Annotated in this window: 12 protein-coding genes; 9 read left to right on the top strand and 3 right to left on the bottom strand. The window is 65.4% G+C overall.

The window, feature by feature from the left end:
* Positions 1 to 197: 197 nt before the first annotated feature.
* Positions 198 to 1,766, bottom strand: coding sequence for a winged helix-turn-helix domain-containing tetratricopeptide repeat protein (locus tag QDT69_RS24855; protein WP_279709103.1), 1,569 nt, complete (start codon positions 1,764 to 1,766; stop codon positions 198 to 200).
* Positions 1,767 to 1,931: 165 nt separating this feature from the next.
* On the opposite strand from QDT69_RS24855, the gene QDT69_RS24850 reads away from it, so the two are divergent.
* Positions 1,932 to 2,174 carry a DUF1127 domain-containing protein gene (locus QDT69_RS24850; protein ID WP_279709102.1) on the top strand — a complete coding sequence of 81 codons (243 nt, stop codon included), beginning with the start codon at positions 1,932 to 1,934 and terminating at the stop codon, positions 2,172 to 2,174.
* Positions 2,175 to 2,186: 12 nt separating this feature from the next.
* On the opposite strand, the gene QDT69_RS24845 is transcribed toward QDT69_RS24850, so the two are convergent.
* Entirely contained in the window at positions 2,187 to 3,101 is a 915-nt protein-coding gene (locus tag QDT69_RS24845; protein WP_279709101.1) for a LysR family transcriptional regulator, read from the bottom strand.
* A 120-nt stretch (positions 3,102 to 3,221) separates the two neighbouring features.
* Between QDT69_RS24845 and QDT69_RS24840 the strand changes: the two genes are divergently transcribed.
* The 8 genes from QDT69_RS24840 (at position 3,222) to QDT69_RS24805 (ending at position 13,068) form a co-directional block, all read left to right on the top strand.
* On the top strand, positions 3,222 to 4,718 hold the full coding sequence (locus QDT69_RS24840) for a CoA-acylating methylmalonate-semialdehyde dehydrogenase (RefSeq protein WP_279709100.1): 1,497 nt from the start codon (positions 3,222 to 3,224) through the stop codon (positions 4,716 to 4,718).
* 22 nt (positions 4,719 to 4,740) lie between these two features.
* Complete coding sequence (locus QDT69_RS24835; protein ID WP_279709099.1) at positions 4,741 to 5,886, top strand: isobutyryl-CoA dehydrogenase; 1,146 nt, start codon at positions 4,741 to 4,743, stop codon at positions 5,884 to 5,886.
* Entirely contained in the window at positions 5,883 to 6,962 is a 1,080-nt protein-coding gene (locus QDT69_RS24830) for an enoyl-CoA hydratase/isomerase family protein (protein ID WP_279709098.1), read from the top strand. Before QDT69_RS24835 ends, QDT69_RS24830 begins: the two co-directional genes overlap by 4 nt.
* A gap of 25 nt (positions 6,963 to 6,987) precedes the next feature.
* A complete protein-coding gene (mmsB, locus tag QDT69_RS24825; protein WP_279709097.1) occupies positions 6,988 to 7,875 on the top strand; it encodes a 3-hydroxyisobutyrate dehydrogenase in 888 nt (295 codons plus the stop codon).
* Between the two features lie 143 nt (positions 7,876 to 8,018).
* Positions 8,019 to 9,743 carry an AMP-binding protein gene (locus QDT69_RS24820; protein WP_279709096.1) on the top strand — a complete coding sequence of 575 codons (1,725 nt, stop codon included), beginning with the start codon at positions 8,019 to 8,021 and terminating at the stop codon, positions 9,741 to 9,743.
* 11 nt (positions 9,744 to 9,754) lie between these two features.
* Positions 9,755 to 10,234: a MaoC family dehydratase gene (locus tag QDT69_RS24815; RefSeq protein ID WP_050418862.1), complete on the top strand. Its 480-nt coding sequence runs from the start codon at positions 9,755 to 9,757 to the stop codon at positions 10,232 to 10,234.
* Between the two features lie 566 nt (positions 10,235 to 10,800).
* On the top strand, positions 10,801 to 11,718 hold the full coding sequence (locus QDT69_RS24810; protein WP_279709095.1) for an SDR family NAD(P)-dependent oxidoreductase: 918 nt from the start codon (positions 10,801 to 10,803) through the stop codon (positions 11,716 to 11,718).
* A gap of 120 nt (positions 11,719 to 11,838) precedes the next feature.
* Entirely contained in the window at positions 11,839 to 13,068 is a 1,230-nt protein-coding gene (locus tag QDT69_RS24805) for a TIGR03862 family flavoprotein (protein ID WP_279709094.1), read from the top strand.
* Between the two features lie 98 nt (positions 13,069 to 13,166).
* Here the strand turns inward: QDT69_RS24805 and QDT69_RS24800 are convergent, their stop codons facing one another.
* The gene (locus QDT69_RS24800; RefSeq protein ID WP_279709093.1) at positions 13,167 to 14,384 is read right to left on the bottom strand and encodes an MFS transporter; all 1,218 of its coding nucleotides are present in this window, start codon (positions 14,382 to 14,384) and stop codon (positions 13,167 to 13,169) included.
* Between the last annotated feature and the right edge of the window lie 65 nt (positions 14,385 to 14,449).

The raw sequence follows: 14,449 nt of genomic DNA, 5'->3' as shown, positions 1-14,449 counted from the left end.
AGGATCGACGGCCACGAGCCGGGCCGTGCATCCTTCGAGACGCGCTACGCGCTCCTCAGGATGACGGTGATGTGCCCGCCCGCATCACACCCCGCTGAACGGCGTGCGCTCGGCTTCGACCGTCTCGCAGATGTAATCCGCCGCCGATACAGTTGACCGGTTCGATCCTGCTGCCGGGGTGAGCCGCGAACTCACCTTCATTCGGGAAGCCCGGCTGCGCGAAGGCCTTTGGTAAAAATCGCAAGATCCTTCGCTCGCCGAAATGGTGCCAGCTCTCCCAGATTGGAGATGCGCAAATCGGGATCGCGTTCGCGTATATGTGCGATGCCCTTTTGTGCCGCCTCAAGGCGTCCGGTGAGTGCGTTGCTGGCTGCGAACATGCAGATGGCCAGCAGGAAATCCGGATTGTCGCGCAATGCTTTTTCGGCCCATGACAACGCCATGTCGTAGCGGCCGGAGAGAAAATGCGCATACGACACCGCTCCGTTTATGCCGTACATGGACGGATCGAGCGGGCTCAGGCGCATGGCACGCATCGCGTAGTCAAGCGCGAGGTCCGGTTCACCTCTGAACGCTCTCACCCAGGCACCAAGGTGCCATGCTTGCGCCAGGTTCGGATTGATCGCGAGTCCGCGATCCACGAAGGCGACGGCGTCGTCGAATTCATGGGCTATAAAGGCGAGTACATATGCACCCATGCACATCGCGGCCGGATCGTCTGCTCCCAGATGCACTGCCTTCCAGCCTAACCGTGTAGCTTCGGCACTTTCCTGCACACGATCGATCATCCAGTGGCGCGCTTTGCGCTGGATGTAGCACCATCCGGCCATGCCATAAGCGCACGCCAAACCTGGATCGAGCTCGATCGCCTTGCTGAAGAGCTGGAGCGCTTCGCTGTTCGCTTCCCTGGTCCACCGACGAACGATCGCCAACCCACGCAGGTAATAGTCGTATGCATCCAGATTCTCGGTTGGCTTGCGCCTGGCTCGCTTGATTTCCTCGCGCTGAAGCATCGGCGCGATTGCGCCCACGACGGTAGAAGTCACCTGGTCTTGCAGATCGAAAATATCTTCGAGCGCGCCATCAAAGCGGTCCGCCCAGAGATGTGCGCCTGTTTCGGTATCGATAAGCTGACCGGCGATACGAATACGATTTCCGGCCTTGCGCACGCTACCTTCGAGCACATAGCGCACCGCAAGCTCGCGGCCGACCTGCTTGATGTCTACGGGCCGGCCTTTGTAAGTGAAACTCGAATTGCGCGCGATCACGAACAGCCAACGAAATCGCGACAGCGCCATGGTGATGTCTTCCACGACGCCGTCGGCGAAATACTCTTGCTCCGGGTCGGCGCTGAGGTTCTGGAACGGCAGCACGGCAATCGAGGGCTTGTCGGGGAGATTGAGGGGTGGCTGTCGCGGTTCGGGGGAAACGGCCGTTGCCGCGCTTGCCGGCGTCCGCTCTTCCCGGACCGCGCCGACAAACCGGAAGCCCTTGCGCGGCAGTGTCCTGATGAGGCGCTGCTCCTGGCCGGAATCGCCGATCGCGCTTCGCGCAGCGTTGAAGCGTGTGGTCAGGGCTGCATCGGACACGCAGCGCCCGTTCCAGATGGCGTCGATGAGATCGTCCTTGCTGACGACGCGCTCCCTGTTGCGGATTAGAAAGTCGAGCAGGTCGAATACCTGTGGCGCGACGGAGACCACGTCCGTCCCGCGGTGCAGCTCGCGCCGGTCCGTGTCGAGTGCGTACTCCTCGAAGAGATAGCGCAAGCCGCGAATCCCTTGGGTATGCGTCCGATGATCGCCATCAGCGCTTTGGCGGCGCCTCAGCCGCCAAGAATAGGCTGCCGGCGAGGAAAATGTAAGCCGCCCGTCAAGTGCGCTTGCGCAGGCCCCGGTACCCTGTCCTGACGGAACGAACCTGGAGGTGCTGCAATGAGCACGACCTACAGTCCAACGCGCTCAGCCCAGGCGAGCGCATCGACGCCGCGGGTCTCCGGCGCCTTCAAGAGCTTTTGGGACTCAATTCAGGAATGGCGCAAATGGGAGCGGCTGCGCGCCGATCTCGGCAGCCTGAGCGACCGGGAGCTCATGGATATCGGGATCTCGCGTGGCGAGGTCGACTACGTCGCATCGAACAGGGATACCGACCCCCGAGGCATCCGATCCGCCGGATGATGTCGACGAGCCCTATGGCCCGCTGAACAGCATGCGCTCGGCTTCCACCGTCTCGTAGATGTAATCCGCCACGGAGCGGATGCGGGCGAGGTCCTTGCTGTCGGCGTGCATCAAAAGCCAGAAGGTGCGGGAGATCTGCACCTCGTCGCGCAGCACCGGCTGCAGCTCGGGATGCGCTGATGCCATGAAGTGCGGCAGCACGGCGATGCCGAAGCCGGCGATGGTGGCGTTGAGCTGGGCGATCAGGTTGGCGCTGCGGAATTTGGCGGAGATCTTCGGCGAGACCTGCGGCAGATAGTCCAGTTCCGGCGTGAACAGCAGCTCCTCGATGTAGCCGACGAAGCGATGCCGCGGCAGGTCGGCGCGCGCGGCAATCGCAGGTGCCTGCGCCAGATAGGCGGGTGCGGCATAAAGCCCGAGCGTGTAGTCGAGCAGCTTGCGGCCGACGATGCGGCCTTCCTTCGGCATCGTCAGGCTGATCGCGATGTCGGCCTCGCGCTTGGAGAGCGAGAACAGCCGCGCGGTAGCGACGAGCTGCAGATCGAGGTCGGGATACCGCTCGGTGAACTTGACCAGCCGCGAGGCCAAAAAGTGGCTGCCGAAGCCGTCAGGCGCGCCGATCCGCACCGTGCCGGTGAGGTGGGCGCGCGAGCCGCCGACCGCCTCCTGGTTGGCGACGATGGTGGATTCCATTGCTTCCGCGCTGTCGGCGACGCGCTGGCCGGCCTCGGTCAGCAAATAGCCGGTCTTGCGCCGATCAAACAGTTTTGCGGAGAGGTGGCGCTCCAGCCGGTCGACACGGCGGATCACTGTGGCATGATCGACGCCGAGCTGCTTGGCGGCAGCCGAAACCGACCCGCCGCGCACGATGGCAAGCACGAAACGGAAGTCGTCCCAGTCGATTGTGCCGCCGCCTTGATCCAGCATTTCCGCACATCTATGGTGCAATTTATCGGACTTGAATCCTATAAAATGCAGGGTCAATAGGGTTTGTAAAGTGATCCCGCCGGCCGGCTGGCGATTCAGGTCCTTCAGGGAGGTTTATCCATGCGCTCAATCGGACATTTTATCGGTGGCAAGGAGGTCAAGGGCACCTCGGGCCGTACCGCAGACGTTTTCGAGCCGATGACCGGCGACGTCCAGGCCAAGGTCGCGCTGGCCTCGAAGGCCGAAGTCCGCGCCGCGGTCGAGAACGCCAAAGCCGCGCAGGGCGAATGGGCCGCCACCAACCCGCAGCGCCGCGCCCGCGTCATGATGAGGTTCGTCGAGTTGGTGCAGCGCGACTACGACAAGCTCGCCGAGCTTTTGGCGCGCGAGCACGGCAAGACGGTTCCCGACGCCAAGGGCGATATCCAGCGCGGCCTCGAGGTCGCCGAATTCGCCTGCGGCATCCCGCATCTGATGAAGGGCGAGTACACCGAGGGCGCCGGCCCCGGCATCGACATCTATTCGATGCGGCAACCCCTGGGAGTGGTCGCCGGCATCACCCCGTTCAACTTCCCGGCGATGATCCCGATGTGGAAGTTCGCGCCGGCGATCGCCTGCGGCAACGCCTTCATCCTGAAGCCCTCGGAGCGCGATCCCGGCGTGCCGATGAAGCTCGCCGAACTGATGATCGAGGCGGGCCTGCCGGCCGGCATCCTCAACGTCGTCAACGGCGACAAGGAAGCGGTCGACGCCATCCTCGACGACCCCGACGTCAAGGCGATCGGCTTCGTCGGCTCGACGCCCATTGCCCAATATATCTATGAACGCGCCGCGCAGACCGGCAAGCGTTGCCAGTGCTTCGGCGGCGCCAAGAACCACGCCATCATCATGCCCGACGCCGACATGGACCAGGCGGTCGATGCGCTGATCGGCGCCGGCTACGGCTCGGCCGGCGAGCGCTGCATGGCGGTGTCGGTCGCCGTTCCCGTCGGCAAGACCACCGCCGACCGGCTGATGGAAAAGCTGATCCCGCGCGTCGAGTCGCTCAAGATCGGCACCTCGGTCGATCCGTCGGCCGACTACGGTCCGCTGGTGACCCGCGAGGCGGTCGAGAAGGTCAAGAGCTACATCGACATCGGCGTCAAGGAAGGCGCGACGCTCGCGGTCGACGGCCGCGGCTTCAAAATGCAGGGCTACGAGAACGGCTTCTATCTCGGCGGTTCGCTGTTCGACAACGTCACCAAGGACATGCGGATCTACAAGGAAGAGATCTTCGGCCCGGTGCTCTCGGTGGTGCGCGCCAAGGACTATCACGAGGCGCTGGCGCTGCCGTCCGACCATGACTACGGCAACGGCGTTGCGATCTTCACCCGCGACGGCGACGCCGCGCGTGACTTCGCGGCCAAGGTCAATGTCGGCATGGTCGGCGTCAACGTGCCGATTCCGGTGCCGATCGCCTATTATACCTTCGGCGGCTGGAAGAAGTCCGGCTTCGGCGATCTCAACCAGCACGGTCCGGACTCGGTCCGCTTCTACACCAAGACCAAGACGGTGACCTCGCGCTGGCCTTCCGGCGTCAAGGACGGTGCGGAGTTCTCGATCCCGACGATGAAGTAAGTCCGTTCAGGGCGAGGCAATGATGCAGTTCGCTCTCAACGAGGACCAGATCGCGGTTCGCGACATGGCGCGGGCGTTTGCGGCGGAAAAGATCGCGCCGCACGCGCTCGAATGGGACGAGACAAAGCACTTTCCGGTGGATGTGATGCGCGAGGCCGCAGGCCTCGGCATCGGCGGCATCTACATCAAGGACGATGTCGGCGGCTCGGCGATGACGCGGTTCGACGCCGCGCTGATCTTCGAGGCGTTGGCGACCGGCTGTCCGACCACGTCGGCCTTCATCTCGATCCACAACATGGCGTCCTGGATGATCGATGCCTATGGCAACGACACCCAGCGCCACACATGGCTGCCGAAGCTCTGCACCATGGAGCTGCTCGCCAGCTACTGCCTGACCGAGCCGGGTGCCGGCTCCGACGCCGCGGCGCTACGCACCCGCGCGGTGCGCGACGGCGATCATTACGTCCTCAATGGCCAGAAGCAGTTCATCTCCGGTGCCGGCAGCACGGATATCCTGGTCGCAATGGTGCGGACCGGCGGCGATGGTCCCGGCGGCGTCTCGACGATTGTGATTGACGGCAAGACGCCGGGCGTGTCGTTCGGCAACAACGAGCGCAAGATGGGCTGGAACGCGCAGCCGACCCGCGCCGTGATTTTCGAGAATGCGCGCGTGCCGGTCGCGAACCGGCTCGGCGAGGAGGGCATCGGCTTCAAGATCGCGATGGCCGGCCTCGACGGCGGCCGGCTCAACATCGCGGCGTGCTCGCTCGGCGGCGCGCAGGCGGCGCTCGACAAGGCGCTGGCCTACATGAAGGACCGCAAGGCCTTTGGAAAGCGGCTCGACGAATTCCAGGCGCTGCAGTTCAAGATCGCCGACATGGCAACCGAGCTGGAAGCAGCGCGCACCTTCCTGTGGCGCGCGGCGGCCGCGCTCGACCGCAAGGATCCGGACGCCTCGATGCTGTGCGCAATGGCGAAGCGCTTCGGCACCGATGTCGGCTTCGAGGTCGCCAACCAGGCGCTGCAGCTGCATGGCGGCTACGGCTACCTCAGCGAGTACGGCGTCGAGAAGATCGTGCGCGATCTGCGCGTGCACCAGATCCTCGAGGGCACCAATGAAATCATGCGGCTGATCGTGTCGCGCAAATTGATCGAGGGCGCGCGATGAATGATCTGGCCGCGGAAGGCGATCTGATCGCGCGCAAGGAAGGGGCGGCCGGCATCATCCGGCTGAACCGGCCGAAGGCGATCAATGCCGTGACGCTGGAGATGTTCCATGACATCGACAGGGCGCTCGATGTGTTCGAAGCCGATCCTGATGTCGCGGTGATCGTGCTGGAAGGCGCCGGCGAGCGCGGCCTGTGCGCCGGCGGCGATATCCGCGCGCTCTGGGAAAGCTCGAAGGTCAGGGGCGACCTCGGCAAGATCCTGTGGCGCGACGAGTACATCCTCAACGCGCGGATCAAGCAGTTCCCGAAACCCTATGTCGCGTTCATGGACGGCATCGTGATGGGCGGCGGCGTCGGCCTGTCGGCGCATAGCCGCCACCGCGTGGTGACGGAGCGAACCAAACTCGCGATGCCCGAGGTCGGCCTCGGCTTCTTCCCCGATGTCGGCGGCACCTATCTGCTGTCGCGTTCGCCGGGCGAGATCGGCACCTATTTCGGGCTGACGGGCACCACGATGAACGGCCCCGATGCGATCTACGCCAGGTTTGCCGATGCCGTGGTGCCGAGCGCAAAGCTGCCGGCACTGCGCGAGGCGCTGACCAAGGTTGCGCCGGGCACGAATTCGGCCGAGATCGACCGGCTGATCGCGGGCTTCGCCACCGGCGAGAAGGCCGGCCCCGTTGCAGCAATGCAGGCCAAGATCGATGGCTGGTTCGCGCGCGGCCGGATGGAGGAGATTGTCGCGGCGCTGACGGCCGACGGTTCCGACCTGGCGCAGGCCACGCTGAAGACGCTCGGCGAAAAATCGCCGCGCGGCATGGTGGTGACGCTGAAGCTGCTGCGGCTGGCGCGGGCGACCGAGACGCTGGAAGAGTGCCTGGTACGCGAATATCGCGCCGCGCTCGAGGTGTTCGCCAGCGACGATTTCCGCGAGGGCGTGCGCGCTGCCGTGATCGACAAGGACCGCAATCCGAAATGGTCGCCGCCGGGGATCGAGGATGTGACGGCGGAGATGCTGGCGCCTTACTTCGCCGAGATCGGCGCCGACGAACTGAAATTTCCTGACAGCAAATAGAAACGTCGCAAGCGGAGGACTTCCCATGGCAAACGTCGCATTCATCGGGCTCGGCAATATGGGCGGGCCAATGGCGGCCAATCTGGTCAAGGCCGGCCACAAGGTGACCGCGTTCGATCTGGTCGCCGCTTCCCGCGATCAGGCCAAGAGCGACGGCGCCGCGATCGCCGAGAGCGGCGTTGCCGCGGTGAAGGGCGCCGATGTCGTCATCACCATGCTGCCGGCCGGCAAGCATGTGCTCGGCGTCTGGAACGAAGTGCTTCCTGCCATGAGCAAGGGTGCGCTGATCATCGATTGCTCGACCATCGACGTCGAAAGCGCCAAGCAGGCGCACGCGCTCGCTGCCAAGCACGGCATGGCCTCGGTCGATGCACCGGTCTCCGGCGGCACCGGCGGCGCCAAGGGCGCGACGCTGACCTTCATGTGCGGCGGTGAAGCGCAGGCCTTCGCGGCGGCTCAGCCGATGCTGGCCAACATGGGCAAGAAGATCGTGCATTGCGGCGCCGGTGGCGCGGGGCAGGCGGCCAAGATCTGCAACAACATGATCCTCGGTATCTCCATGATCGCCGTCGGCGAGGCCTTCGTGCTGGCCGAAAAGCTCGGCCTGTCGCACCAGGCGCTGTTCGACGTCGCCTCGACCTCGTCGGGGCAGTGCTGGTCGCTGACGACCTATTGTCCGGTTCCCGGCCCGGTGCCGACCTCGCCGGCCAACAACGACTACAAGCCGGGTTTCGCCTCCAACCTGATGGTGAAGGACCTGACGCTGGCACAGGACGCCGCCAATGCCGCCGGCGCGGTGACGCCGCTCGGCAAGCATGCGCAGGAGCTCTATAAGACCTTCGACGCGTCGGGCCATGGCGGGGTCGACTTTTCCGGAATTATCCAGCACGTTCGCAGCCTCGCTGGGAAGTAGCTGACCACTCGTAGCCCGGATGGAGCGCAGCGAAATCCGGGACAGCTTTATCGACTGGCGCGACCGCCCCCGGATTGCGCTTCGCTCCATCCGGGCTACGCTTGAAGGTAACGCTGGTTGCCAATCAACGGGCTCGGAAGAAGATGACCACATTTCAGGACGCACGCGCTTTTCTGCTCAAGCACCGCACCGACTACGACGCCGCGGTGAAGGGATTCCGCTGGCCGGATCCGGTGCCGTTCAACTGGGCGCTGGACTGGTTCGACGCTGAGCTGGCACGCAATGCCGACAGCCGCGACCGGCCGGCGCTGTGGATCGTCGATGCCGCCAGCGGCAACGAGACCAAGCTGTCGTTCGCCGAGCTGTCGCGCCGCTCAAATCAGGTCGCCAATTTCTTGCGTGGGCAGGGGCTGAAGCGCGGCGATCATCTGTTGCTGCTGCTCGGCAATGTGGTGCCGCTGTGGGAGACCATGCTGGCGGCGATGAAGCTCGGTGTCGTGGTGATCCCCGCGACCACGCTGCTCACCGCCGATGAACTGCGCGACCGGCTCGATCGCGGCAAGGCCAAGGCGGTGGTCGCCACCCAGGATCAGGTCGCGAAGTTCGCAGGCCTCGGCAGCGACAGTCTCGTCCGCATCGTGGTCGGCGCGGCGCAGACGCAGGACGGCTGGCTGCCGTTTGAGGATGCGGCCAAGGCGTCCGACGCTTTCACCGCCGACGGCCCGACCAACGCCGACGACCCGATGCTGCTCTATTTCACCTCGGGCACCACGGCGAAGCCGAAGCTGGTGCGGCACAGCCAGCGCAGCTATCCGGTCGGTCATCTCTCGACCATGTACTGGATCGGTCTGCAGCCCGGCGACATCCATCTCAACATCTCTTCGCCCGGCTGGGCCAAGCATGCCTGGAGCTGCTTCTTCGCGCCGTGGAATGCCGGCGCGACGATCTTCATCGCCAACCAGCCGCGCTTCGAGGCGAAGGGGCTGCTCTCGATCATCGGCCGCTGCGGCGTCACCACGCTGTGCGCGCCGCCGACGGTGTGGCGGATGTTCATCCAGGAGGATCTCGACAGCTTCAAGGTCTCGCTGCGTGAGGTCTGCGGGGCCGGCGAGCCGCTCAACCCTGAAATCATCGACCAGGTCAAATCGGCCTGGGGCCTCACCATCCGCGACGGCTACGGCCAGACCGAGACCACGGCGCTGGCCGGCAACTCGCCGGGGCAGAAGGTCAAGGTCGGCTCGATGGGCCGGCCGCTGCCGGGCTATCGCGTCCAGGTGACCGACAGTGACGGCCACGCCGCCAAGGAAGGCGAGGTGACCCTGCTGCTCGGCGCCGACAGGCCGGCGGGGCTGATGCAGGGTTATCAGGGCGACGACGGCAGGCTGATCGGCACAGATGGCGAGATCTATCGCAGCGGCGACGTCGTGTTCACCGATGACGAGGGCTATCTCACCTTCGTCGGCCGCACCGACGACGTGTTCAAATCATCCGACTACCGCATCTCGCCGTTCGAATTGGAGAGCGTGCTGCTCGAGCATGACGCGGTGGCCGAGGCCGCCGTGGTGCCGAGCCCGGACCCGATTCGGTTGGCGGTCCCCAAGGCCTATGTGCTGCTGGTATCCGGCGTCGAGCGCAGCCCGGAGACGGCGCTGTCGATCTTCAAACATTTGCACACGCGGCTCGCACCGTTTAAACGCATCCGCAAGATCGAGCTGGTCACCGAGCTGCCCAAGACGATTTCTGGAAAGATCCGTCGGGTGCAGTTGCGCCGGCTCGAACATGACGATGTCAGAAGCGATGCGTTGCGCGGGGTCGAGTTCCGCGAGGAAGAATTTCCGGAGCTGCAGAAGGTGCGGACCTCCGGTTAGGAGGTCAGCCAATGAATGAAGTCTGGAAGAAGCCGCCGGTGTCGCTGGAAACCTACCAGGGCATGGTCGGCAAGGAGATCGGCGTGTCCTCGTGGCACCTGCTCGATCAGGGCCGCATCGACACCTATGCCGACGTGATCGAGGATCACCAGTTCATCCATGTCGATCCCGAGCGTGCGAAGAAGGAGACCGCGTTCGGCACCACGATCGCCCATGGCTTCCTCACGATGTCGCTGCTCAGCATCATGTCCTACGAGGTGATGCCGGTGCTCGAGGGTACCGCGATGGGCGTCAATTACGGCTTCGACAAGCTGCGCTTCATCTCGCCGGTGCGCTCCGGCAAGCGCGTCCGCGGCCGCTTCGTGCTGGCCGAAGCCACGCTGCGCAAGCCGAAGGAACTGCTGTCGCGCACCAACGTTACGGTCGAGATCGAGGGCGAGGACAAGCCCGCGCTGGTCGCCGACTGGCTCGGGCTGATCTATTTCAGCTAAGCAACAGTTGAGTTTCAGCTAAGGGATAGTTGAGTAGCTCCACCTTTCATGCAAGCAAGAGAGGTGGAGCGAGCGCGCCTCGTCCAAGTAGTGCATTGACGGCTTCGGCCCCTGGTGTCCATCATGCCGCCTCTAGGCGGTGCGGTCCCGGGAGTGGCAGCCATGGTGCAGAACATCGTCGCCGGACTAGTCGTAGTCGGTTTGCTTCTGATTGGCTCGATGAGCTACGCCCAGGAGCATCACGAGTGTTGGAGCGGGCACCTGCTCAAGAGCCTGAAGCCCTGCGGATCGATGACCCCAGCGGTCTAACGCACCCCCCTTGGCCGGTCAGTGCCGCACTTGACCCGGCCATCCATCGCTGCTCAAAAGTCTCGAACCTTTTCATGCCGCTCGGGCATGCACCCGCTTCCCTTGTGGGAGAGGGTGGCGAAATCGAGCGGAGCGAGATGAAGCCGGGTGAGGGGTCTCTCTCCGCGTGCTCATCCGTGGAGAGAACCCCTCATCCGGCGCGCTTGCGCGCCACCTTCTCCCACAAGGGGAGAAGGGAAGAACAGGAATTTTACGGCATGGCAATCAGGTTTGACGGACGCGTCGCTATCGTCACCGGCGCGGGCAATGGTCTTGGACGGGCGCATGCGCTGGGTCTCGCCAGCCGCGGCGCCAAGGTCGTGGTCAACGATTTCGGCGGCGCGCGCGACGGCACCGGCGGCTCGCTGTCGCCGGCCGAGACCGTGGTCGAGGAGATCCGCAAGGCCGGTGGCACCGCGATAGCCGACGGCGCCGATGTCTCGAACTTCGAGCAGGTCACTGCGATGGTCGAGCGCGCCACCAAGGAATGGGGCAGCGTCGATCTCTTATGCGCCAATGCCGGCATCCTGCGCGACAAGTCGTTTGCCAAGATGGAAGTCGCCGACTGGGCCAAGGTGCTCGACGTGCATCTCACCGGCACCTTCTACTGCTGCAAGGCGGTGTGGGCCGGCATGCGCGAGCGCAACTACGGCCGCATCGTGCTGACGACCTCATCGTCCGGCCTGTTCGGCAATTTCGGCCAGGCCAATTACGGCGCTGCGAAGGCCGGCATGGTTGGCCTGATGAATGTGCTCGCCGAAGAGGGCCGCAAGAACAACATCAAGGTCAATACCATCTCGCCGACGGCGGCGACCCGCATGACCGAGGAGCTGCTGCCGCCGCAGGCGCTGCAGCTGATGAAGCCGGAAGCGATCACGCCGGCCGTCGAGTTCCTGCTGTCGGAGGACGCACCGACCCGCACCATCATGGGCGCCGGCGCCGGCTCGTTCGCGGTGATCCGCGTGCTGGAGACCGAAGGCGTCAACCTGCCGCAGTCGGAGTGGACGCCGGACGGTGTTGCCGCGCACTTTGCCGCGATCAGCGACATGTCGACCGCGAAGGCGTTGCAGGGCGCATTCGAGCAGACGCAGAAGTATGTCGCCCAAGCCGCCGCGCGAGCCGGGATCAAGCTGTAGAATACGTCGTTCCGGGGCGATGCGAAGCATCGAACCCGGAACCTCGAGATTCCGGGTCTGGTCCTTCGGACCATCCCGGAATGACACTGGCCCATATGGGCGCCGGGTTCGACAAAAGCGATGCCACTTCCCGCCAAACACATCGCCGTCATCGGAGCCGGCCCCGCCGGCCTGATGGCCGCGGAGGTGCTTGCGCAAGGTGGCGTTGCCGTCACCGTCTACGACGCGATGCCGTCGGCCGGCCGCAAGTTCCTGATAGCCGGGCGCGGCGGGCTCAATCTCACCCACTCCGAGCCACTGCCGGATTTCCTTGCGCGCTATCGCGAGGCGATGCCGCACCTCAAAGCCGCGGTCGGGGCATTTCCGCCCGACAGCTTGCGCGCCTGGTGCGCGGCGCTGGGGCAGCCGACGTTTGTCGGCAGCAGCGGCCGCGTGTTTCCCAAGGCATTCAAGGCCTCGCCTCTGCTGCGTGCCTGGCTGCGGCGGCTCGACGCCGCGGGCGTCGCGTTCGCATTCCGGCATCGCTGGGTTGGATGGGACGCGCAGGGCGCACTGCTGTTTGAGGCGCCCGACGGCCAGCGCACTGTCAACGTCGGTGCGACCGTACTCGCACTCGGCGGCGCGAGCTGGCCGCGGCTCGGCTCGGATGGCGCATGGGCGGAGATCCTTGCGGCCAAGGGCGTTGCCGTGGCCTCGATGCGACCGGCCAATTCCGGCTTCACCGTCGCGTGGTCGGATATCTTCCGCGACCGGTTTGAGGGGCGGCCGCTCAAGGGCGTCGCTCTCACGATCGGGCCGCACACGGTGCGCGGCGAGGCCGTCGTCACCCGCACGGGCATCGAAGGCGGCGCGATCTACGCGCTCTCGGCGGAATTGCGCGAGGCGGTGCTCGGTATCGGACGGGCGACGCTCACGATCGCGCTGCGGCCGGACCTCGACGCCGCCGCGCTGACCACCCGCCTGTCCGGGACGCGCGGCAAGCAGTCGCTCGCGAATTTCCTGCGCAAGGCGGCGCAACTCTCTCCTGTCGGCATCGGCCTGATGCAGGAGGCGGCGATCGCGTCCGGCCGGCCATTGACATCGTTCTCGCCGGCAGAGCTCGCGCAGCTGATCAACGCGATTCCGGTTCAGCTTACGGGCATCGCGCCGATCGATCGCGCGATCTCGACCGCGGGCGGGCTCGCGTCCAGCGAGCTCGACGCGCATTTCATGCTGCGCAAACTGCCCGGCGTCTTTGCCGCCGGCGAGATGCTCGACTGGGAAGCGCCGACCGGCGGCTATCTGTTGCAGGCATCGTTCGCGACCGGTGCCGCCGCCGGGAAGGGCGCGTTGCAATGGTTAAAGTCATAGCTTCGTAGGATGGGTGGAGCGAAGCGATAACCATCATGGTGCCGCGCTGGAAAGGTTGATGGGTATCGCTGCGCTCCACCCGTCCTACGAGATGCGGCTCATTCCGAGCCCGTCCTCGTCGCGATGTCGGTGATGAAGCCGAGCACGCCGAACGTTGCCGCGACCGCGCAGACCGCCGTCCATCCACCATAGCTCCACGCCGTGGACGCAGCCGCTGCGCCGACCGCGCCGCCGATGAAGAAGAGCGCCACGAACAGGCCGTTGATCCGGCCGCGCGCTTCCGGCTGCAGCAGATTGACGGCGCGGCGGCCGAGCGTCTGGTCGGTGGTGATGCCGAAATCGAGCAGCACGGCGCCGACGCCTAGCAATGAGAGAGCCGCGATCCGCGACTCGATCATGCCGGCCCAGGCGCACAGCGCGACCGCGCCGGCGATGAGGAGGTGCGAGACGATCAGCAGCGGCCGCGCGAAGCCTCTGTCGCCCCAGCGCCCGGCGATCGGCGTCGCTGCCGCCCCTGCGACGCCGATCAGCGCGAATAGCGCGATTCCCTTGGCGTCGAGCTTGAACGGCACGTCCGGCAGGCGCAGCGCCACCGCGGCCCAGAACGCGGTGAACGATGCCATCACCAGCGCCGCGGTCCAGGAGCGGACGCGCAGCACCGGCTCTTCGCGCAGCAGTTTGGGAAACGAGCGCAGCAGCGCGGCGTAGCTGACCTTCGCGGCAGGCTGCAAGCTCGGCAGATAGCGCGCCAACGCGCCGGCGAGCACCGTCATCAGGACGGCCGAGGTGACATAATAGCCGCGCCAGTTCCAGCTGTCGGCGATCAGGCTTGCCGCCGGCCGCGACAGCAGGATGCCGATCATCAACCCGCTCATGACGTCACCGATCGCCTGGCCCCGGCGCTCCGGCGGGACCATCGACGCGACCAACGGCACCACCATCTGGATCGCGGCGCAGGACGCGCCGAGGATGAAGGTTGCGGCCAGCAAAATCAGCGGCGTCGGCGCCATTGCGGTGCCGATCGCGGCGATGATGGCGCAGGCCAGCGTGCGCAGGATCAGCCGCTTGTTCTCGACCAGGTCGACCAGCGGCACCAGCAGCAACAGCCCGAGCGCGTAGCCGAGCAGGGTCAGCGTCGAGATCAGGCCGGCCTGCAGCTCGGTCATGCCGAGCGAGCGGCCCATCAGGCCAACCAGGATCTGGGGGGCGAACAGATTGGTGACGACGGTGCCGGTCGTGATGGCGCCGATCCAGATCAGGGGACGCACCGAGACGGTGCGGGCCGGGGAGAGTTTGGTGGCTTCGGAAATGGTCATGGGACCTCGCGAGGAAGTGGCGAGGCCCCCTTTAGGGGATCGGGCTAATATGCTACAATTCAAAT

The sequence above is a fragment of the Bradyrhizobium sp. CER78 genome, from assembly GCF_029846235.1.
In the GTDB taxonomy this organism is placed as follows: Bacteria; Pseudomonadota; Alphaproteobacteria; order Rhizobiales; family Xanthobacteraceae; genus Bradyrhizobium.
The sequence above is the reverse complement of the archived record's forward strand: the minus strand, read 5'-3'. Positions and strand labels throughout refer to the sequence as shown.

Excerpts from the sequence above, each read along its gene's own strand:
- QDT69_RS24845 (WP_279709101.1), bottom strand. The coding sequence starts at position 3,101 with ATGCTGGATCAAGGCGGCGGCACAATCGACTGGGACGACTTCCGTTTC.
- QDT69_RS24810 (WP_279709095.1), top strand. The coding sequence starts at position 10,801 with ATGGCAATCAGGTTTGACGGACGCGTCGCTATCGTCACCGGCGCGGGC.
- QDT69_RS24815 (WP_050418862.1), top strand. The coding sequence starts at position 9,755 with ATGAATGAAGTCTGGAAGAAGCCGCCGGTGTCGCTGGAAACCTACCAG.
- QDT69_RS24800 (WP_279709093.1), bottom strand. The coding sequence starts at position 14,384 with ATGACCATTTCCGAAGCCACCAAACTCTCCCCGGCCCGCACCGTCTCG.
- QDT69_RS24805 (WP_279709094.1), top strand. The coding sequence starts at position 11,839 with ATGCCACTTCCCGCCAAACACATCGCCGTCATCGGAGCCGGCCCCGCC.
- mmsB (WP_279709097.1), top strand. The coding sequence starts at position 6,988 with ATGGCAAACGTCGCATTCATCGGGCTCGGCAATATGGGCGGGCCAATG.
- QDT69_RS24850 (WP_279709102.1), top strand. The coding sequence starts at position 1,932 with ATGAGCACGACCTACAGTCCAACGCGCTCAGCCCAGGCGAGCGCATCG.
- QDT69_RS24820 (WP_279709096.1), top strand. The coding sequence starts at position 8,019 with ATGACCACATTTCAGGACGCACGCGCTTTTCTGCTCAAGCACCGCACC.
- QDT69_RS24835 (WP_279709099.1), top strand. The coding sequence starts at position 4,741 with ATGCAGTTCGCTCTCAACGAGGACCAGATCGCGGTTCGCGACATGGCG.
- QDT69_RS24830 (WP_279709098.1), top strand. The coding sequence starts at position 5,883 with ATGAATGATCTGGCCGCGGAAGGCGATCTGATCGCGCGCAAGGAAGGG.
- QDT69_RS24840 (WP_279709100.1), top strand. The coding sequence starts at position 3,222 with ATGCGCTCAATCGGACATTTTATCGGTGGCAAGGAGGTCAAGGGCACC.